A 20137-nucleotide genomic window follows, 5' to 3' on the forward strand; every position below is an offset into this window, starting at 1 on the left:
TTTTCGCGATTTAAAACAAAGCGGGCATGCTCAAAACGAAAAAACCCGGCGCGAAGGCTCGCACCGGGTTTTCCGTATTCAAATCCTATCCGGCTCAGTCGCCGTCGATTTCCGCGCCGATGATCGCGATCGCGCGCTGGTAGACGCTGGCCGCGTTCCAGCCCTGCAATGCACCGAAATTGCCCTCGCCTGGCTGATAGCCGCCGCCGGCACTCCAGCCGTGGCCGCGCAGGAAGTTCGCCGTGGAGGCGAGCGCGTCGGCCTTCGAGCCGACGAGGTCGATGCGGCCGTTGCCGTCACCGTCGACGCCATACTTCAGCACGTTTGCCGGAAGGAACTGCGTCTGGCCGATTTCGCCATGCGCCGCACCACGGGCCGTGGTGCTGAGCGTGCCGTTCTGCACGAGCTGCAGCGTCGCGTAGAGCTGGTTGGTGAAATAGTCCGACCGGCGGCAGTCATAGGCGAGCGTCGCGACGGCCGAGATCGTGTGTTCCTTGCCGAGGAAGCCGCCGAAGCCGGTTTCCATGCCCCAGATGGCGAGCAGCGGACCGGCCGGCACGCCGTAGCGCGCTTCGATACGGTCGAAGAGGGCAGCGTTCTGCTTCTTCAGGCCCTTGCCGCGGCGGATGATCGCCTGGCCGCCGCGCTTCTGCATGAACTGCTCGAGCGAGAGCTTGAAGCTTTTCTGGCCGCGGTCGGCGCGGATCGTCGCGCGCGCGTAGCTGACATTGGCGAAAGCCTTGTTGATCGTCGCGCTGCTGATGCCGCGGCCCGCCGCCTCATTCTTGAATGCCTCGACCCAGGCCGGAAAACCGCTCGCATCGTTGCCGCACTTGGCAGCCTCAGCCACCGCCGGCACCGCTGCTGTGGCGATCAATGCGGCCAGCACCTTGGTCACGCTCTTTGTCATGCCCATAAAAAACCCCGTGATGTTCGTCTATCCGCTGCGGGAGCATGTCATGCTCCCCTGTTCCTGTCACCGCAACTCGCCGTGAGCCCGCTCCGGCGCGACCGCCGGCATGGTTTCAAAGCGAAGTCCCGATTGTTCTCAGACGGAACAACCGGGACTTTTATTTAAACTTGGTTAAGGGAACGTTGCCATTTCTGACCGAAATGCGCCAGACGCCCCTTCTCCTCGTCTTTCGTTCAATCAGGCGGCCTGCTTCTTCGCCTTGATCAGGCCACGGGCAACGAGCAGCTCCGCAATCTGGATGGCGTTGAGGGCGGCACCCTTGCGCAGGTTGTCGGAAACGACCCAGATGTTGAGGCCGTTCTCGACGGTTGCGTCCTCGCGGATGCGCGAAATGTAGGTCGCGTCTTCACCGGCCGATTCGTACGGCGTGATGTAGCCGCCGTTTTCGTGCTTGTCGATGACCTGGCAACCCGGCGCTTCGCGCAGGATCTCGCGGGCTTCGTCCGCCGTGATTTCGTTTTCGAACTCGATGTTGACCGATTCGGAATGGCCGATGAAGACCGGAACGCGCACGGCCGTGCAGGTCACCTTGATCTTCGGGTCGAGCATCTTCTTGGTCTCGGCGAGAACCTTCCACTCTTCCTTCGTGTAGCCATCTTCCATGAAGCTATCGATATGCGGAATGACGTTGAAGGCGATGCGCTTGGTGAACTTCTTCGATTCGACCGGATCGGCGACGAAGACGGCGCGGGTCTGCTGGAAGAGTTCGTCCATGCCTTCCTTGCCGGCGCCGGAGACGGACTGGTAGGTCGAGACGACGACGCGCTTGATCTTGGCGCGATCATGCAGCGGCTTCAGCGCGACGACCAGCTGGGCGGTCGAGCAATTCGGGTTGGCAATGATGTTCTTGCGGGTGAACAGGCTGATGGCGTCCGGGTTCACTTCCGGAACGATCAGCGGAACGTCGGCGTCGTAGCGCCAGGCGGACGAGTTGTCGATGACGACGCAGCCCTTGGCGCCGATCTTCGGCGACCACTTCTGCGAAACCGTGCCGCCAGCCGACATCAGGCAGATGTCGGTGTCCGAGAAGTCGTAGTTTTCGAGGTTCTGGACCTTCAGCGTCTTGTCGCCGAAGGACACTTCGGTGCCGAACGAGCGGCTGGAGGCCAGCGCCACGACTTCGTCAGCCGGGAAGCCCCGCTCGGAAAGGATGTTCAGCATCTCACGGCCGACATTGCCGGTCGCGCCGACGATTGCGATCTTGAAACCCATATTTATGCTCTCTTTCTCTGTCTCTCCGCGGGGTCAGGAGGGGAAACCCGCCGGCCTCGACGCGGGTTTCGGTCCCCGGCCATACCGGGGAGAGAGCGGTGGGCCAGAGACGTCAGACGGTTTTCGTCGTCGTTTTGGCCGTTGTTTTGGAAATCGATACGCAATAGCGAACCCGTCCGGCGTTGAAGGCCGGAGCGATCATGCTGGCGATGGTTAGACCAAAGCGGTTCATGTCGGTTCCCTTGCGTGCGTGCTGAATACGCTCATCTTGCGAAGAGTCAAGCCTTGCAGGATGAATGCGGCGTTTCAGTGAGACCAGCCGCCTGTAACTTAAGTCGTAGGCCGAAAGTCATAAGCCCAAAGCAGCGCTGATGTCACAGTCCGTTTTCTGCCATCCTTCCATCAGGCGCGCCCCGTCCGGTGTTTTTAGGGAGGAACACCGGACCCCCATGGGCTGCCCCGACACGCCGTTTTTGTGGAGGACAAACAAATGGCAAATGTTTCGACGGCAGGCACCGCCAAGGCGGCGCCGATGACCGGTGAGCAGAAGAAGGTGATCTTCGCCTCTTCGCTCGGCACAGTTTTCGAATGGTATGATTTCTATCTTTACGGTTCGCTGGCGATCTATATCGGCGCGACCTTCTTCAGCCAGTATCCAGAAACGACGCGCAACATCTTTGCGCTGCTGGCCTTTGCTGCCGGCTTTCTCGTTCGTCCGTTCGGCGCGCTGGTGTTCGGTCGTCTCGGCGATCTCGTCGGCCGCAAGTACACCTTCCTCGTCACCATTCTCATCATGGGGGTCTCGACCTTCGTCGTGGGCCTTCTGCCCGGTGCCGCCACCATCGGTATCGCCGCTCCGATCATCCTGATCCTGCTGCGCATGCTGCAGGGCCTGGCGCTCGGCGGTGAATATGGCGGTGCTGCCACCTACGTCGCGGAACATGCTCCGGACGGCAGGCGCGGCTACTTCACCTCGTGGATCCAGACAACCGCGACGCTCGGCCTGTTCCTGTCGCTGGTCGTCATCCTCGCGGTGCAATATATTCTCGGCAAGGAAGCCTTCGCCGAATGGGGCTGGCGCATTCCGTTCCTGCTCTCGGCCATTCTGCTCGGCGTTTCCGTCTGGATCCGTCTGAAGATGAACGAATCGCCGGCCTTCGCGAAAATGAAGGAAGAGGGCAAGGGTTCCAAGGCACCGCTCAGCGAAGCCTTCGGCCAGTGGCGCAACGCCAAGATCGCGCTGCTCGCACTGTTCGGCGCCGTCGTCGGCCAGGCCGTCGTCTGGTATTCCGGCCAGTTCTACGCGCTGTTCTTCCTGACCGGCGTGCTGAAGGTCGACGGTCAGTCCGCGAACATCATGGTTGCCTGCTCGCTGCTGCTCGGCACCGGCTTCTTCGTCTTCTTCGGCTGGCTGTCCGACAAGATCGGCCGCAAGCCGATCATCATGGCCGGCCTGCTGCTTGCCATGCTGACCTACTTCCCGCTGTTCAAGGCTCTGACCTGGGCCGGCAACCCGGCACTTGCACAGGCACAGGACACGATCCGCGCGACGGTTACCGCCGCTCCGGGAGACTGCAAGTTCCAGTTCAACCCGACGGGAACTGCGAAGTTCACCACCTCGTGCGATATCGCAACATCGTTCCTGACCCGCAACTCGGTGCCCTATGACGTCGTCACCACGGCGGCTGCCGGCACGGCTGCGACGGTGAAGATCGGCGAGCAGACGATCAACAGCTATGACGCCATCGCCGCAGGCGACCAGGCCAAGGCTCTCGACGCTGCCTTCCAGAAGCAGACCAACATGGCGCTTCATGACGGCGGTTATCCGCTGGTCCGCGGTGCCGCCAAGGTTCCGGAAGCCAAGCTCGATGCCTTCGTCGCCGCGAACCCGGAACTCGCCCTTGATGCGGCGGCCATCCGTGCCGGCGAAAAGGCCAACATGCCGGCAGCCGACCTCATCAAGGCCAAGCTGCTGACGGCCGAAGAAGCCACCGGTGTCACCGACATGCCGGTCTACACGATTGCCGGCGGCGGTCCCTTCACCATGGTCGCCGATCCTGCAAACGTGAACTGGACCACGATCATCGCGGTGCTGACGGTCCTCGTGATCTACGTCACGATGGTCTACGGCCCGATCGCCGCCCTGCTGGTCGAACTCTTCCCGACCCGCATCCGCTACACCGGCATGTCGCTGCCCTACCATATCGGCAACGGCTGGTTCGGCGGTCTGCTCCCGGCAATGGCCTTCGCGATGAGCGCGGCCCAGGGCGATATCTACTTCGGTCTCTGGTATCCGATCGTCTTCGCAGGTCTCACGCTGGTCATCGGCCTGCTGTTCCTGCCGGAAACCAAGGACCGCGACATCCACGCCATGGATTGATCTCCCCCCTTCCGATGAGTTCATGGCAACCCGGCTCGTGGCAACACGGGCCGGGTTTTTTATTGCGCTGGTGGGGGAAGAAGCGCCTTCGGCAGCGGCCAGCCCTTCTCGTTGAAACGGAAAAGCCATTCCTTGCGGGCGAAGAAAAAGGCTGTGGCAACGGCGGTCCAGAGGCCGAGCAACAGGCCAGCGGCCACATCGCTCGGATAATGCGCGCCGACGATGACGCGCGAGACGCCGATCATCAGCGCGCCGATCAGGAAGAGCGGCCGCAGCCGCGGCGCGAGCATGGAAAAGGCGCCGAAGAAGGCGCTGACGGCCGCCGAATGACCGGATGGAAAGCTGGAATAGAGGTCATCATAGGCAAAGGGCGTCAGGCTGTAGGCGCCGTGGTCGGCAAAGAGTTCCGGCCGTGCCCGCCCGACAATCAGTTTGAAGAGATGCACCAGTGCGCTTGTCGCGCCGATCGTCAGGAAGAAGTAGAGCGACAGTCGTCGCGCGGTTCTTGCCCGGCCCGCTAAGGTCTCGTTCCGGCTGACCCGGTGGATGATGTAGGCGACGATGATGATAACGGCGGAGCCGTAGATCATCCAGCTGAAGGTGCCGAAATCCGTGATGCGCTGGTTGAAGGTGACGATGGCGCCAGGCAGGCCCTGGGCGCGTTGCGACAGAGCCGGATCGAAGGGGATGAGGGCCAGGACGAGCACGACGGTGGCGGCGAGAATCCAGAGCGTGGAGGTGGCGAGCGGGCGGTTCATGGGCATCCTTCGGACATGGCGTGTGTCCCATGTGTTGGCGAGTGCTGCCATTTCAAGAGAGCGGACATGAAAAAGGCTCCCGGAGCGATGCGCCGGGAGCCTTTTCAGTCGGATGGTTTGTCTCAGGCCGAGAGCGTCTTGAAGGCTGCGAGGATCGCGTCGCCCATTTCCGTCGTGCCGACCTGGCGGCTGCCTTCGGACATGATGTCGCCGGTGCGCACACCGCTGTCGAGCACGTCTGCGATCGCCTTCTCGAGGTTGTCGGCTTCCGCGACCATGTTGAACGAGTAGCGCAGGCACATGGCGAAGGAGGCGATCATGGCGATCGGGTTGGCGATACCCTTGCCGGCAATGTCCGGTGCCGAGCCGTGCACGGGCTCGTAGAGCGCCTTGCGCTGGCCCTTGGCGTCCGGTGCGCCGAGCGAGGCGGACGGCAGCATGCCGAGCGAGCCGGTCAGCATGGCGGCGACGTCGGAGAGCATGTCGCCGAACAGGTTGTCGGTGACGATGACGTCGAACTGTTTTGGCGCACGAACCAGTTGCATGCCGCCGGCATCCGCCAGCATGTGCTCGAGCTGCACGTCGGAATACGCGCGCTTGTGCGTTTCCGTCACGACCTGGTTCCACAGAACGCCGGACTTCATGACGTTGCGCTTTTCCATCGAGCAGACGCGGTTGCCGCGCGTGCGGGCCAGTTCGAAGGCGACGCCAGCAATGCGCTCGATCTCGTAGGTGTCGTAGACCTGCGTGTCGATCCCGCGCTTCTGGCCGTTGCCGAGATCGATGATCTCCTTCGGCTCGCCGAAATAGACGCCGCCGGTCAGTTCGCGCACGATGAGGATGTCGAGGCCCTCGACCAGCTCGGGCTTCAGCGAGGAGGCGTTGGCGAGTGCCGGATAGCAGATCGCCGGGCGCAGGTTCGCAAACAGTTTCAGGTCCTTGCGCAGGCGCAGCAGGCCGGCTTCCGGGCGGACCTCGTAGGGAACGGTATCCCATTTCGGGCCGCCGACGGCGCCGAACAGTACGGCATCCGCCGCAAGCGCCTTCTCCATGTCGCCTTCCGAGATCGCCGCGCCATGGGCGTCATAGGCCGAGCCGCCGACGAGGCCTTCGTCGGTCTCAAAGCCGGCGCCGAGTTCGGCGTTCATATAGGCGATGATCTTGCGGACTTCCGCCATGGCTTCCGGGCCGATGCCGTCGCCGGGCAGAAGGAGGAGGGTACGCGCTGTCATGGCAATTTCCTTGATGTCACGGATTGGTCGCGCGCTTCTTAGCGCAACTTCCGTTCAAGGAAAATCGCCGGGACGAAAGATTTTTGCGCGAGTGATTCAGCTCTGTCGAAGAGCCGTCACTTCGATCTCGATCAGCATTTCCGGCCGGATGAGGTCGCAGACGACCATGGTGGCGGCGGGGCGGATCTTAGCGAATGTCTCGCCGAGGATCGGAAAGACGCGGTCGGCGAAGGCGGCTTCGGTGACGTAGTAATGGCAGCGCACGACGTCGGCAAAGGAGAAGCCGGCTTCATCCAGAACTTCGCCGATAGTGACGAGGCAGCGGCGCGTCTGCTCTTCGACGCTTTCCGGCATGGTCATCGTCGCGTAGTCGTAACCGGTCGTGCCGGAAACGAAACACCAGTCACCCTGAACGACGGCGCGCGAATAGCCCGCCTTCAGTTCGAAGGGAGAACCGGACGAGATCAGCCGGCGCATCGTCTCAGGCCCAGGGGCGCGAGGAGGCGTTCTGCTTCTCGAAGCTGTCGATGGCGGTCGCCTTCTCCAGCGTCAGGCCGATGTCGTCGAGGCCGTTCAGCAGGCAGTGGCGACGGAAGGCGTCGATGTCGAAGGTGATGCGGCCGCCGTCGGGACCGGTGATTTCCTGGGTTTCCAGGTCGACGGTCAGGATGGCGTTGGAGCCGCGGCTGGCATCGTCCATCAGCTTGTCGAGGTCGTCCTGGCTGACGACGATCGGCAGGATGCCGTTCTTGAAACAGTTGTTGTAGAAGATGTCGGCGAAGCTGGTGGAGATGACGCAGCGGATGCCGAAGTCGAGCAGCGCCCACGGCGCGTGTTCGCGAGAGGAGCCGCAGCCGAAATTGTCGCCGGCAACCAGGATCGTGGCGTTCTGGTAGGCGGGCTTGTTCAGCACGAAGTCTTCGTTGACGCTGCCGTCTTCATGAAAGCGCGCTTCGGCAAAGAGGCCTGCGCCGAGACCGGTGCGCTTGATGGTCTTCAGGTAGTCCTTCGGAATGATCATGTCCGTGTCGATGTTGACGACGGGAAGCGGCGCGGCGACGCCGGTCAGCTTGACGAACTTTTCCATGCGGATACCTCGAAAGTCGGTGATGTCGGTTCGGTCCAGCGTTTAGATCAGTTTTCCCGGAATTTGAAGGAGAATCTTCGGAAAACCGGGTCGAGCAGACGCAAAAGCCGGGCGCGGTCTGCGCCCGGTGTCCCCTTCGAGAAGAGGGATGCTGTTAAAGATCGATGATCGTGCCGCGACCGTCGTTCCAGATGCGCGGTTCGCGCTGGCCGGAAGCCGTACGATTGTTGCGCGCGCGGGCCTTTGCCCGAACCGGGGCAGGCTGGAGCTTGCCGGCGAGCATCGAGCCCAGCATCAGCACGGCGACGATGCCGGCGATGGCAAGGCCGACAGAGGCGGCGAACAGGAAGGTCGCGCCTGCGATGAGCGTGGCGAGGACTGTGAAGACGATGGAGCGTATGCGCTGCATGGATTTTGCCCTTTCTCTAGATTGTAATGTGGGGGGCGATTTTGTTCATTGCAAGGCCGAACTTGCCGGATTCGTGGCGCTGCAGTGCTTGCCGGCTGCGACAAAGCGCGGCAAAAAGGACGGATGAACAGAACCCCGCACCACCATCCGCTTCGCCTGCGCCGTTCGGTGCTGAGCGTTCCCGCAGCAAATGCCAGGGCGCTTGCCAAATCCGCCTCGCTGGATTGCGATGCGATCATCTTCGACCTGGAGGATTCGGTCCTGCCGGAGAAGAAGGCGGAGGCCCGCACTGCCCTCGTCGAGCATTTCAAGGGGCTCGGCCGGGCCTCCGGTTGCGAACATGTCATCCGGATCAATTCGCTCGACGGGGCGGACGGCGCGCTGGACCTCGAAGCGGTGCTGGACTGCATGCCGGATGCCGTGCTGCTGCCGAAAGTGTCGGAGCCGCAGGACATCCTCACCGTTGCTGACTGGCTTTCTGAGGCGGGGGCAGATGACGGTCCACGGCTCTGGGCGATGATCGAGACGGCTGCCGGTCTGCTCAATCTCGCGGCCATTGCCGAGACGGGCCGCACCCAGGGCGGCCGGCTCGATTGTTTCGTCGTCGGTCTCAACGACCTGCGCAAGGAAACCGGCATTGCCGATATTCCGGGCCGCCCCTACCTCGTTCCCCTGTTGGTTCAGGTCGTCGTGGCGGCGCGCGCCTCGGGGCTCGATATCGTCGACGCGGTGTTCAACGATTTTTCGGATACGGACGGTCTTCAAGCGGAATGCGTGCAGGGAAGGCAGATGGGTTTCGACGGCAAGATGCTGATCCATCCCGCCCAGATTGCCATCGCCAACGAGGCCTTCGGCGTTGCCGAGGGCGATGCCGCGGAAGCACTCGCCATCGTCGCCGCCTTCGCGGCACCTGAAAATGCCGGCAAGGCCGTCATTGATCTGCGCGGCCGCATGGTCGAAAAGCTCCACGCCGACCAGGCCGGGCGTCTGCTCGCCAAGGTCGACCTGATCAACGAGAGAAAGAGAAACGTATGAAAGTCTACCGACTCCTGACCGCTCCCGACGATGCCTCGTTCTGCCACAAGGTGACGCTGGCGCTGAACAAGGGCTGGGAGCTGCATGGCTCGCCGACCTACGCCTACAATGCTGACGCCAAGATCATGCAATGCGGCCAGGCGGTGGTGAAGGACGTTCGGGGCAAGGACTACACACCGGACATCAAGCTGTCCGAGCAGTAAGCTCAAAGCAAATCGCGGCGGTTCAGCCCGCCGCGATCTCGGCGCTCGCCTCGATGCGCTCCATGTCGTCGTCGGACAGGCCGAAATGGTGGCCGATCTCGTGGATGAGCACATGGGTGATGATGTCGCCCAGCGTCTCCTCGTTCTCCGCCCAGTAATCGAGGATCGGGCGGCGGTAGAGGGTGATGCGGTTCGGCATTTCGCCGGTCTCGACGGTGAAGCGCTCGCTGATGCCGCGGCCCTCGAACAGGCCGAGCAGGTCGAACGGCGTTTCCAGCGCCATGTCTTCAAAGACGTCGTCGCTCGGGAACTCGGCGATCTCGATGATGAGGTTGCCGGTGAGCGCGCGGAATTCTTCCGGCAGATGGCCATAAGCCTCCAGCGCCAGCGATTCGAACGCGCTGATCGTCGGGGCATGGCGCGTCCGCCAATCATCGGTCTGGTCAATGCGGGCCATGGGCACTCCTTTGACCGTCATATAGACGATTTCCAGCGCTTTTCGAGGGTAGAATTTGCATGCCCTGCCCGCATTCCGTCGCGTCAATGGCACGTTTTGCGTGGCGAGCCGACTTTTACGCCGACGGGTGCCAAAAGAGCGACTTTTCGAAAGGGCGCCGCCAAAAGGCACTTTTGCAACAAATCGTGATCGGTCAGCTTGTCGCACCTGGCTCAAAGTTTTCACCATGTCACAAAAGCGTAACCCTCTGAAAAGGCGATATTTCTAGTCAAGATTAGAACGACTCTAAATTAATGAGTCAACAAGGCTGACCTGTTCATTCTTGACAGCCAGTGTCCTCTTTTGCTTAATGCCGGAAACTCAGTACTTTGCGTATGGCAGGCAGGACGAAATGCTGGTTTGCAGCTGCAACTTCATCACCGATAAGGACATTGTTGACGTGATCAACAGCCTCCTCGACGAGGACTGTTGGCAGCTCATCGTGCCTGCAAAAGTCTACCACGCAATGCAGAAGCGCGGCCGTTGCTGCGGCTGTTTTCCCAACGTGGTGGACATCATCGTCCGCACAACCGAGCAGTACCACGCCGGCCGCCACTCGACGGACGACGAGATATTTGATTTCATGACCCGCCTCAAACAATTCCATGAAGAAAACAGGAGAGCGGATCTTGAAAGGCGACAAAAAAGTCATCGAGCAGCTTAACGAAGCGCTCCATCTTGAGCTGGGTGCTGTCAACCAGTACTGGCTCCACTACCGCCTTCTCGAGGACTGGGGTTACACGCTTCTCGCCAAGAAGGAGCGTGCCGAGTCCATCGAAGAGATGCAGCACGCCGACAAGCTCGTCGCGCGCATCATCTTCCTCGAAGGCCACCCGAACCTCCAGACCGTCGCGCCGCTTCGCATCGGCCAGAACGTCAAGGAAGTGCTGGAAGCCGACCTCGCCGGCGAATACGATGCCCGCAAGGCCTACAAGAAGTCGCGCGACATCTGTCATGATGCCGGTGACTACGTCACCATGAAGCTCTTCGAAGAGCTTTTGATCGACGAGGAAGGCCATATCGACTTCCTCGAGACCCAGCTTGAGCTTCTCGGCAAGCTCGGCGCGGAAAAGTACGGCCAGCTCAACGCCGCACCGGCCAACGAAGCCGAGTAACAGAGGGCCTCTTCGGAGCGACCCGTTCACATCATCCCGAAATCCCCGGCTTGCCCGGGGATTTTTCGTTTCCGGCCCGCCCGTCCAACCCCTGTAACCTCGGTAACAGGCAGACTTGCGCGCGCGGGCGATCCACCGCTGTCAGTTCCCGCGGAAACAGGGACCCGTCTTTTTTTGCCGAATATAGCGGCAGAACGCACGCAGCCCGCGGCGTTCGATTGAACGGACGAAGCCGGTCCCGGCTTGAAGCACTTCCTTCCAGGACCTTCGCACTTTCCATCGTGGTCTCCCAGCGGGGCCGCGGGCGGCCGGCGCATGTCCAGAACGCACGATGAGGAGACCCGAATGGGTACAATAATGGGTACGGATGGCGTCGACACTTTGCTCGGCAGCGATCTCGAGGATGATTTCATCATGGCGCTCGGCGGTGCCGACAAGGTCAATGGTGGCATGGGCCGCGACTCAATCATGGCCGGCGAAGGGGACGATACGGTCAACGGCTCGTTCCAGGACGACATGATCACGGGCGACGGGGGCAAGGATACGCTCTACGGCGACAGCGGCAGCGACATGATCGAGGGTGGTGCCGGAGCGGACAAGTACTATGGCGGCTCGGGGCGTGACACGCTGATAGTCGGCAAGCTCGCTACCGCATCCGGCGACGTGCTCGACGGCGGCTCGGGTACCGACCGGATGATCATCGACTATTCCGATCAGGCGACGGCCCTCAACATCACCATCAAAGACTGGATTTCACCGCAAACGCTGACCGGCAATGTCAGTGCGCTGAATGTCGAAAGCTTCGACATCACCGGCACCAATCTCAACGACCGCGTCACGGGCGGAAATTACTCCGACACGCTGAGGGGCGGTCGTGGTGATGACACCCTGTCCGGCGGCCGCGGCCTGGTGGACATGCTGTTTGGCGAGGACGGCAACGACACGATCCGGGGCGGATACGGCACCGATTACGTCGATGGCGGTGCCGGTGACGACAAGCTCTATGGCGAACAGGGCGTGGACCTGATCAACGGCGGTGCGGGCAACGATATTGCCTATGGCGGTGCCGACTTCGACTTCATCAATGGCGATGCCGGCAATGACACGCTTTATGGCGATGCCGGCAACGACATCATCGATGGCGGCGAAGGCAACGACACGGTGAATGGCGGCACGGGCGATGACGCCCTCGACGGCGGTGATGGCAATGACATCATCGAAGGCGGCAGCGGCAACGACACGATCACCTACGCCTATGGCGAGGGCAAGGACACGATCACTGACGCCAGCGGCAGCGACCGCCTGGAGATCGACGCGTTCACCGGCAACTTCACGGCCAAGGCGGCGACCGTTGTCAACACCCTTGCCGGCGGCACGACCATCAAGGGCTTCGAGCATTACACGATCACGGCCACTGGGTCGGGTGCCAACGTGATCACCACGGGTGCCGGCAACGACGTCATCGACACGGCTGCCGGAAAGGACACCGTCAATGCCGGTGCCGGCAACGACATGGTGGAACTGGGCGAAGGCGGTGCGGACAAGGCGGATGGCGGCGCCGATTTCGACTATGTTTCGGTCGATCGCCGGTCGACCACGACCAGCCTGACCTTCGAGGCGACGGGTGCCGCCGCGAAGATCAGTGAGGGCACGGCGCTCAACAACTTCGAGGTTATCGAAGTGGCCTTCGGGTCGGGCAATGACGTCGTGAAGTCCGTAGGCTCGGCGTCGGCCGTGCACTTCCTCGGTTTTGCCGGCAACGACACGCTGATCGGCACGGCCGGTGCCGATACGCTCGACGGCGGTGAAGGCAATGACAAGCTGACCTCCGGTGCCGGCAACGATACGCTGCACGACCAGGGCGGCACCAACTCGATCAGTGCCGGCGACGGCAATGACGTCGTACGCGTCGGCGACAGTGCAAAATCCGTCGGCCACAACACGGTGAACCTCGGTACGGGCGATGACAGTTTCTTCCGCACGGCATCGACCGGCAAGTTGACGCTCGATGGCGGCACGGGCACGGACTCCGCGTCCATCGACTTCAGCAAGTACTCCACGGGGATCGTCTTCAACCTGTCGCCGAATGTCACGGTCACCGGGGCGCCGGTCACTGTCAAGAATGTCGAGCGGGTCGCACTCATCGGCGGTACCGGCAACGACACCTTTACCGGCGGTGCGCTGAGCGATGATCTGCGCGGCGGTGCGGGCACCGACACGCTCACCGGCGGCGCAGGCAACGACTACCTCTCCGGCGATGCGGGTGCCGACACGCTGCGCGGCGGCGATGGCAACGACGTGCTTTATGGCGACGGTCTCAACAAGACCGGTGGCCGCGACAAACTCTACGGCGAGAATGGCAATGACACGGTCGGCGCCGGCATCGGTGATCTTGCGGATGGCGGTGCGGGCACCGACACCCTCAATCTGGACGTCGCGGAGCAGTCGAAGGACATCACCTTTACCTTCTCGACGGGCAAGGTGACGGTCGACAGCACGACCAGCTTCAACGCCTTCGAGGCGCTGAACTACGATGGCAGCAAGGGCAAGGACACGGTGACCGGCGGCGTGCTTGCCGACCGGCTTGAGGGCAATGCCGGCAACGACATCCTGCGCGGTGCAAGCGGTAACGACACCCTGGAAGACGGTGCGGGCAACGACCAGCTGTTCGGCGATGCCGGCAACGATGTGCTGGTGCGCACAGCGTTCACCGGCAAGGACGTCTTCGATGGCGGTTCGGGCATCGATACGCTGATGTTCGACGACGGCCCGACTTCGGTGGTCCTCGACCTCGAAACCCAGGCAAAGAACAAGGGTCTTGCGCTTGGTCTGACCGTCAAGGGCTTCGAGATCATCCACGGCAGCAGCGCCGACGATGACATCCGGGGCGATGCCAGCAACAACACGCTCTATGGCAACGATGCCGACGACGTGTTGCAGGGGCGTGCCGGCAATGACGTTCTCGTCGGCGGGGCGGGTGACGACTGGCTGACCGGCGGAACCGGCAACGACCAGTTCGTCTTCAACCTTGCGGGCCGGGATGGCGAGGGCGACGTCATCACCGATTTCACCCGTGGCCAGGACAAGCTGATGATCGACCGCAGCGATTACGGTGTGGCGGCCGGTGACGCGGTCGTGACGCTGGTGGTCGGCGCCGATCCGGTTGCCACGAGCACGAAGGGCACCTTCCTGTTCGAAAGCGACAACGGTCGCCTCTGGTTCGATGCCGACGGCAAGGGCACCGAGGCCGATCTGGAACTCGTCGCGACGCTGCAGGGCGTCAAGACGCTGACGACCAGCGACTTCGGGTTCCTCTGAGCCTTCCCGCAAAGAAAGACCCCTCCCCGGCTTGCCGGGGAGGATTTGTTGTCAGGGTGCGAGATGCGCGAAGGCCGCGACGACTTCCTCGTAGACCTGGCGCTTGAAGGGTACGATCAGCTCCGGCAGGTCGCGCATCGGCTTCCAGTCCCAGGCGTCGAATTCCGCCTCATGGCCACCGGGCGGCGGGTTGATGGCGATTTCGCTTTCCTCGCCCTCGAAACGGAAGGCATACCAGCGCTGGGTCTGGCCACGGAACTTGCCCTTGAGGCCGATGCCGATCAGCTGGGCCGGCAGGTCGTAGTTGATCCAGCGGCCCGCGTCGGCGAGGAGCGAGACGCTCTTCATGCCGGTTTCTTCGTAGAGTTCGCGGTAGGCCGCCGCCAGCGGATCCTCATCCTCGTCGATGCCGCCCTGCGGCATTTGCCAGAGCTGCGGCGAGCCGTCATATTCGGAATTGCCGACGGGAATCCGCCGGCCTGCCCAGACCTTGTTGTCCGCATTCAGCACCATGATGCCGACACAGGGGCGGTAAGGCAGGTCCTCGGCCCGAACCACCTTGTGTTTGTCCTTGCCCATCGAAAATTCCTATCGTTTGGCGGGAACGGCTGCGAGCGACGCGACACCGACGATCTCGACGCCGCGACCGCCAGCTTCCTCGCACCATTCGCGAATGGCGTCCACACTTTCGTCGAAGGCTGACGCGATGCCGATCGCCGTGCCGTTGCGGCGGGCGATGCGTTCCAGTTCGTCGAGCTTCTTCAGCACCGCGTCGCGTGAAAGATCGGCGTCGAGTTGGAGGTCGGCAAAGGCATGGGGTGCCTCGACCGCGCCGGCGATCGTACCCGAAAGCGACTGCGCCGAACTACCGTCGTCGAGGAAGACGAGGCCGCGGTTGGAGACGTCGCGGACGATCGGTTCCAGCGCATCCGCATCCGACAGGAAGCGGCCGCCCATGAAGTTCACGATGCCGGTATAATTGGTGACCTGGGCCATGGCGCGGTGCAGTTCCGCGAGGTTCTTGGTCTCGCTGAGATCGGTGCGCAGCGTGTAGAGGCCCGGATCGTTCTGCGGATAGTCGAAGGGCTCCAGCGGCACTTGCAGCAGGATTTCGTGACCCTTGCGGCGCGCCTCCTGCATCCAGCGCGACAGGCTGTTGCCGCTGGCCGCAAAGGCGAGGGTTACCTCGCCCGGTAGCTGGCGGATGGCGCGTTGCGTACCCGTCTGGCTGAGGCCGAGGCCGCCGACGACGATGGCGATGCGCGTACCGCGCGCGCCGGACCAGGGCCGGGCGTATTGGTCCATCGGCCGGGTGCCGTCGGGACCGATGATCGGGATCTTGCCGTCGGACGTGTCTTCGAGCAGGTCGTCGTTCGGGAACGCGGCCGTGCGCGCGTCCTGGCCGATGCGGTTGGCTTCGATGATGAGCGGGCCATCGCCGTCGCGTGTACCCGGCGAGTACTTGCGCACGATATTGCCGTCGTCGGTCAACGTTTCCTCGACCTGCGCGCCGGAAAGCCCATTCGCCCTGCGCACGCCGTCCTTGGCGTCGGCCGTCTTCTGGTCGGCATTGGTGTCGGTCGGCGTTTGGGATGCGGCTTCTTCAACGGGAGCCGTGAGGGGCGCGGTGCGCAGCCCGCTCGGCGCCAGCGATGTCCAGCCGGAAAAGCCGAGGAGACCCACGATGGCGACGGCAAACACGAAATTGCCGGCGGAGAACCGCGAGGGTCCTGCCGTTCCTGGCCTTGCCTTGCGGTCCTGGCCGAGAGGTGCGTGAATGTCTGTGCCCAAGGTCAGTCCGCGCTGGCCGGAAGGTGCGGAGGAAAACAGGGCCCGCGCTGCGGCGGGCCCTGCGAATGCATCTTACTTCTTCAGCTCGGCCTTTTCCGGATTGGCTGGGAAGGACGGGTCGGTCTTCTGGCCGCGCAGCAGTTCCAGCGCGTACTGCAGCTGCAGGTCGTCCTTGGCTTCCGGCGGCACGTAGGCGGACGAACCCGAACCGGATTCCGTCTCGCTCTGGCCCTGGATATGGCCGCGCAGGTTCGATTCGCCGGCGGATTCCAGCTTGCCCTGCAATTCCGGCGGCAGCGGCTGTTCGACCGTGACGTCCGGCGTAATACCGGTGCCCTGGATCGATTTGCCGGATGGCGTGTAGTAGAGCGCCGTCGTCAGGCGCAGCGCACCGGCGTCACCCATCGGGATGATGGTCTGGACCGAACCCTTGCCGAAGGACCGCGTGCCGAGCACGGTGGCACGGCGCAGATCCTGCAGAGCGCCAGCGACGATTTCAGACGCCGATGCCGAACCGCCATTGACCATGACGATGACCGGCTTGCCGTCGGTGATGTCGCCCGGCGTCGCGTTGAAGCGGCGGGTTTCGTCCTCGTTGCGGCCGCGGGTCGAGACGACCTCGCCGCGTTCCAGGAAGGCGTCGGAAACGTTGATTGCTTGGTCGAGCAGACCACCCGGGTTGAGGCGCAGGTCGAGCACGTAGCCCTTCAGCTTGTCGGCCGGAACCTCTTCCTTGATCTTTTCGATCGCGGCTTCCAGGTCGTCATAGGTCTTTTCCGTGAACGAGATGACGCGGAGGTAACCGACATCGCCCTCGACGCGGGATTTTACGGCCCGCACGGCGATGATGTCGCGCATGATCGTCAGTTCGATCGGCTTGTCGGCGCCCTTGCGGATCAGCGTCAGCTTGATCGGCGTGTTGACGGCGCCGCGCATCTTCTCGACGGCTTCTTCCAGCTTCAGGCCGCGCACTTCCGCGCCGTCGATCTTCGCAATGAAGTCGCCCGCGAGAACACCCGCGCGGGATGCCGGCGTGTCGTCGATCGGCGTGATGACCTTGACGAGTTCGTCTTCCATCGTGACTTCGATGCCGAGACCGCCGAATTCACCGCGCGTCTGCGTGCGCATGTCCTCGGCGTCCTTGGCATTCATGTAGGAGGAATGCGGGTCGAGCGAGGTGAGCATGCCGTTGATGGCATTCTCGATCAGCTGGTCTTCCTTCGGCGGCGTCACGTACTGGGCGCGCACACGCTCGAAGACATCACCGAAGATGGAAAGCTCGCGATAGGTCGACGAGCCGGCAGCTTCGGCGGGCAATGTTGCCGTGTTGATGACGCTCATGGCCGTCGCACCCATGAGTGCACCGACGAGAACAAGAGAAGCCCTACGTATCATTGCGTGCCTTTCCAGCATATTTGGCGGACCACCATGGCCGGGAATCAACCGGTTTTCCGTTCTTTCGGAATTCAATGTAAAGTGTCGGCTTGTCTGTTTCCAGCGTCAAAGCGTTGACACTCGCGACCCTTTTTTCACCCATCACGGCGAGCGGTTCTCCCGCCACGACGAATTGACCCTCTCGCACGTTCACCCGGTCCATGCCGGAGAGGACGAGATGGTAGCCCGCCCCCGCATTCAGGATGATCATGCGCCCGTAACTGCGGAACGTGCCGGCAAAGACGATCCAGCCATCCGAGGGTGCCGTGACCAGCGCGCCCGGATTGGCAGCCAGCGTCAGCCCCTGCGAATCATGGCCGGTGCCGTCCGCTTCGCCGAATCGGCGCAGAACGTCGCCCGCCACGGGATAATCGAGTTTTGCCTGCAGTTCGGAGAATTCGTATGCCGGAGCAATGCGGTTTTTGTCGGGCACCGCGTCGCGCGCGATCGCCCTCGCCTTCTCCCGCTCGGCCGCGCTCAGGTTGCGCAGTTCCTCTTCCTTGGAGCGCGCAAGGGCTGCCGCATCACGCACAGAGCCGATATCGCGCTCCAGGCTGCCGATCAGGCCTTCGAGGCTGGTCGCGCGGGCTGCGAGCTCTCCGGCGCGCCGACGTTCGGCGGCGAGCGTGCGGTTGTTGGTCTCTGCCAGGGCCTCGTTCTGGGCCACCAGCAGTTCCGAGCGCTTTTCTTCCTCGATGCGCAGTTGCATCGCGTCGGTCAGCTCGGTCTTTTCCTGGTCGATATCGCTCTTGATGTCCATCAAGGAGGCGAGGTCGTCGACAAGCGCATTGGTTTCCTTGCGGATGCCCGGCACGACGGCGCCAAGCAGGATGGCACTGCGCACGGATGACAGCGCATCTTCCGGCGTCACCAGCAAGGCGGGCGGCGGATTGCGGCCCATGCGCTGGAGGGCAGCCAGAACCTCCGCCAAAAGGCCGCGGCGATCATGCAGCGAGGCGCGCACGCCGGCCTCGCGCTCGCGCATGCCTTCGAGCCGCTTTTCGCCGGCGAGTATCTTCTCTTCCATATCCTTGCGCGTTGCGGCCGACTTGACGATCGCCTCGCGCAGGCTTTGCCGCGATTTTTCGAGCGTGGCGATTTCCGCTTCCAGCTCTTTCGTCTTCTCCGAGGAGACGGTGATCGATTGCGAGAGCGTTTCCAGCTCCCGGCGCGTGCTGTCGCGGCGAAGTGCCAGGGCTGCGGCCGGATCCGGCTCCGCCTTGGGCAGCGAGCCGGTCTTTTCGAGCGTGACCTCGGCCTCGTTCGGCTCGGCGGCAATCGGATAGGGTGCCACGGCCAGGATCACGGCAGCCGAGAGCAAAGCCGGCCGCAGCAGGCGGCCAAACCCTTCACCCCGGTTGATTGTGCCGGTTTTCCTCATCGTCTCCCGAACGTCCGTTCTCACCGCTCTATGCTGATTTGGCGCTTTCGCCAAGAAATCCCGCGATCACGAAATCAATTGGGCAACAAACAGCGCCAAAAATACGGCCTCTGCCATCCTGAACTCTGGGGCTTGCGTGGCGATGACGCTTTCGTCAGCTGCGATGGTATGGGTGGCCGGAAAGAATAGTGACGGCGCGATAAAGCTGCTCGGCGAGTAGGATGCGCACAAGCTGGTGCGGCCAGGTCAACTTGCCGAGGCAGAGCGTGGCGTCGGCACGGGTATAGAGGGCGGGGTCGAGCCCGTCGGCGCCGCCGATTGCGATCATCAGGTCGCGTTTGCCGCCGTCGCGAAAACCGGCAAGGAGGTCGGCAAAGGCTGGAGAATCGAGCGATTTGCCGCGCTCGTCGAGCAGGATCAGCACAGCGCCGTCAGGCAGCGCCTTTTCCAGCATCGCCGCTTCCTCGCGCTTGCGTGTCTCGGGGTTGCCGGCACGGCTTTCGCCGACTTCGGCAAGCTTGCCGAGTTCGAGGCCGATGGCGGGACCGGCCTTCGCGAAACGGTCTATGTAGCGGGCCGCAAGATCCTTCTCCGGGCCGGCCTTCAGCCGTCCCACCGAAAAAAGTCCAACCCGCATTGCCCTCGTCCTGTCCGTTCATGGTGGCGCGAAATCGCGTCACCTCTTTTCCTCACCGGACAGGTGTCCGGCACTATCGTCGTGCGCAATTCCGGACGCAAAAGCGTGTCGTGCTTTCGCTCGAATTGCTCAGTGTACGGTGCCGTCCTCGATCTCGGGAGCTGCCCACATCCGTTCGATGTTGTAGAACTCCCGGATTTCCGGCCGGAACACGTGAACGATGATATCGCCCGCGTCGATCAGTACCCAGTCGCCCGCCTCGAGGCCTTCGACGCGGGCATTGCCCAGGCCTTCGTCCTTGAGATCGGAAATGAGGTGATCGGCAATCGCCATGACATGACGGTTCGAGCGTCCGGACACGACCACCATGTAGTCGCCCAGCGCCGATTTACCGGCAATGTTGATTGAGACGATATCTTCTGCCTTCGAGTCCTCGAGGCTTGCGAGGACCAGTTGAAGCGCACGGTCGGCGGCATCGTCGCCACGTCCCGGGCTTTTCGAGAAAACGCTTTTGGCGCTTCCCTTTGCGTGCACTGTTGTCAGGTTCGTTCCTTTCTGGGTACCAGGACAGCACATCTCGTACCGGCATACCGGACCGGTACATACTAAATGTAGGCATCAATGGGTGCCAGTTTCAAGACGTACTTCTGATGGATGGTTTTCTCTAGAGTCTGCG

Annotated in this window: 20 protein-coding genes; 6 read left to right on the forward strand and 14 right to left on the reverse strand. The window is 62.5% G+C overall.

All coding sequences use genetic code 11. The annotated features are described in order from the left end of the window. Positions 1 to 94 precede the first annotated feature (94 nt). Both BSY16_RS15895 and BSY16_RS15900 read right to left on the reverse strand, forming a co-directional pair. Positions 95 to 916, reverse strand: coding sequence for a lytic murein transglycosylase (locus tag BSY16_RS15895; protein WP_069060565.1), 822 nt, complete (start codon positions 914 to 916; stop codon positions 95 to 97). A gap of 234 nt (positions 917 to 1150) precedes the next feature. Continuing rightward, complete coding sequence (locus BSY16_RS15900; RefSeq protein ID WP_069060566.1) at positions 1151 to 2185, reverse strand: aspartate-semialdehyde dehydrogenase; 1035 nt, start codon at positions 2183 to 2185, stop codon at positions 1151 to 1153. Positions 2186 to 2675: 490 nt separating this feature from the next. Between BSY16_RS15900 and BSY16_RS15905 the strand changes: the two genes are divergently transcribed. After that, entirely contained in the window at positions 2676 to 4565 is a 1890-nt protein-coding gene (locus BSY16_RS15905) for an MFS transporter (RefSeq protein ID WP_069060567.1), read from the forward strand. A gap of 59 nt (positions 4566 to 4624) precedes the next feature. Here the strand turns inward: BSY16_RS15905 and BSY16_RS15910 are convergent, their stop codons facing one another. From BSY16_RS15910 to BSY16_RS15930, 5 genes are all read right to left on the reverse strand, one after another. Continuing rightward, complete coding sequence (locus BSY16_RS15910; RefSeq protein ID WP_069060568.1) at positions 4625 to 5323, reverse strand: phosphatase PAP2 family protein; 699 nt, start codon at positions 5321 to 5323, stop codon at positions 4625 to 4627. A gap of 122 nt (positions 5324 to 5445) precedes the next feature. Next, positions 5446 to 6555, reverse strand: coding sequence for a 3-isopropylmalate dehydrogenase (gene leuB, locus BSY16_RS15915; RefSeq protein ID WP_069060569.1), 1110 nt, complete (start codon positions 6553 to 6555; stop codon positions 5446 to 5448). 96 nt (positions 6556 to 6651) lie between these two features. Further along, the gene (locus BSY16_RS15920; protein WP_069060570.1) at positions 6652 to 7032 is read right to left on the reverse strand and encodes a RidA family protein; all 381 of its coding nucleotides are present in this window, start codon (positions 7030 to 7032) and stop codon (positions 6652 to 6654) included. Between the two features lie 4 nt (positions 7033 to 7036). Further along, positions 7037 to 7642, reverse strand: coding sequence for a 3-isopropylmalate dehydratase small subunit (gene leuD / locus BSY16_RS15925; protein ID WP_069060571.1), 606 nt, complete (start codon positions 7640 to 7642; stop codon positions 7037 to 7039). A gap of 154 nt (positions 7643 to 7796) precedes the next feature. Further along, positions 7797 to 8051, reverse strand: a complete 255-nt coding sequence (locus BSY16_RS15930; protein ID WP_069060572.1) for a hypothetical protein — start codon at positions 8049 to 8051, stop codon at positions 7797 to 7799. Positions 8052 to 8174: 123 nt separating this feature from the next. Here BSY16_RS15930 and BSY16_RS15935 point away from each other — a divergent pair, with 123 nt between their 5' ends. Together BSY16_RS15935 and BSY16_RS15940 are read left to right on the forward strand one after the other, a co-directional pair. Continuing rightward, positions 8175 to 9086: an HpcH/HpaI aldolase/citrate lyase family protein gene (locus BSY16_RS15935; protein WP_069060573.1), complete on the forward strand. Its 912-nt coding sequence runs from the start codon at positions 8175 to 8177 to the stop codon at positions 9084 to 9086. Beyond that, positions 9083 to 9289: a DUF1737 domain-containing protein gene (locus BSY16_RS15940; RefSeq protein WP_069060574.1), complete on the forward strand. Its 207-nt coding sequence runs from the start codon at positions 9083 to 9085 to the stop codon at positions 9287 to 9289. The genes BSY16_RS15935 and BSY16_RS15940 overlap by 4 nt, the downstream gene beginning before the upstream one ends. 22 nt (positions 9290 to 9311) lie before the next feature. On the opposite strand, the gene BSY16_RS15945 is transcribed toward BSY16_RS15940, so the two are convergent. Then, positions 9312 to 9746 (reverse strand): metallopeptidase family protein, encoded by a 435-nt coding sequence (locus BSY16_RS15945; RefSeq protein WP_069061576.1) that lies wholly within the window; start codon positions 9744 to 9746, stop codon positions 9312 to 9314. A gap of 349 nt (positions 9747 to 10095) precedes the next feature. On the opposite strand from BSY16_RS15945, the gene BSY16_RS15950 reads away from it, so the two are divergent. The 3 genes from BSY16_RS15950 to BSY16_RS15960 all read left to right on the forward strand — a co-directional run bounded on the left by BSY16_RS15950 (position 10096) and on the right by BSY16_RS15960 (position 14218). Beyond that, positions 10096 to 10449, forward strand: a complete 354-nt coding sequence (locus tag BSY16_RS15950) for a (2Fe-2S)-binding protein (RefSeq protein WP_083242927.1) — start codon at positions 10096 to 10098, stop codon at positions 10447 to 10449. Then, on the forward strand, positions 10415 to 10900 hold the full coding sequence (gene bfr / locus BSY16_RS15955; protein WP_069060575.1) for a bacterioferritin: 486 nt from the start codon (positions 10415 to 10417) through the stop codon (positions 10898 to 10900). The genes BSY16_RS15950 and bfr overlap by 35 nt, the downstream gene beginning before the upstream one ends. Before the next feature lie 345 nt (positions 10901 to 11245). Beyond that, a complete protein-coding gene (locus tag BSY16_RS15960; protein WP_069060576.1) occupies positions 11246 to 14218 on the forward strand; it encodes a calcium-binding protein in 2973 nt (990 codons plus the stop codon). Positions 14219 to 14269: 51 nt separating this feature from the next. Here the strand turns inward: BSY16_RS15960 and BSY16_RS15965 are convergent, their stop codons facing one another. From BSY16_RS15965 to rsfS, 6 genes are all read right to left on the reverse strand, one after another. Then, positions 14270 to 14797: an RNA pyrophosphohydrolase gene (locus BSY16_RS15965; protein WP_069060577.1), complete on the reverse strand. Its 528-nt coding sequence runs from the start codon at positions 14795 to 14797 to the stop codon at positions 14270 to 14272. 9 nt (positions 14798 to 14806) lie between these two features. Further along, positions 14807 to 16009 carry a divergent polysaccharide deacetylase family protein gene (locus BSY16_RS15970; protein WP_069060578.1) on the reverse strand — a complete coding sequence of 401 codons (1203 nt, stop codon included), beginning with the start codon at positions 16007 to 16009 and terminating at the stop codon, positions 14807 to 14809. A 72-nt stretch (positions 16010 to 16081) separates the two neighbouring features. Beyond that, positions 16082 to 17404, reverse strand: a complete 1323-nt coding sequence (locus tag BSY16_RS15975; RefSeq protein ID WP_069060579.1) for a S41 family peptidase — start codon at positions 17402 to 17404, stop codon at positions 16082 to 16084. Further along, the gene (locus BSY16_RS15980; protein WP_150129973.1) at positions 17394 to 18824 is read right to left on the reverse strand and encodes a murein hydrolase activator EnvC family protein; all 1431 of its coding nucleotides are present in this window, start codon (positions 18822 to 18824) and stop codon (positions 17394 to 17396) included. Before BSY16_RS15980 ends, BSY16_RS15975 begins: the two co-directional genes overlap by 11 nt. Before the next feature lie 154 nt (positions 18825 to 18978). Continuing rightward, positions 18979 to 19461, reverse strand: coding sequence for a 23S rRNA (pseudouridine(1915)-N(3))-methyltransferase RlmH (gene rlmH / locus BSY16_RS15985; protein WP_069060580.1), 483 nt, complete (start codon positions 19459 to 19461; stop codon positions 18979 to 18981). Between the two features lie 129 nt (positions 19462 to 19590). Further along, a complete protein-coding gene (gene rsfS, locus BSY16_RS15990) occupies positions 19591 to 20037 on the reverse strand; it encodes a ribosome silencing factor (protein ID WP_069060581.1) in 447 nt (148 codons plus the stop codon). Positions 20038 to 20137 lie beyond the last annotated feature (100 nt).

Source organism: Sinorhizobium sp. RAC02 (assembly GCF_001713395.1).
Taxonomy (GTDB): domain Bacteria; phylum Pseudomonadota; class Alphaproteobacteria; order Rhizobiales; family Rhizobiaceae; genus Shinella.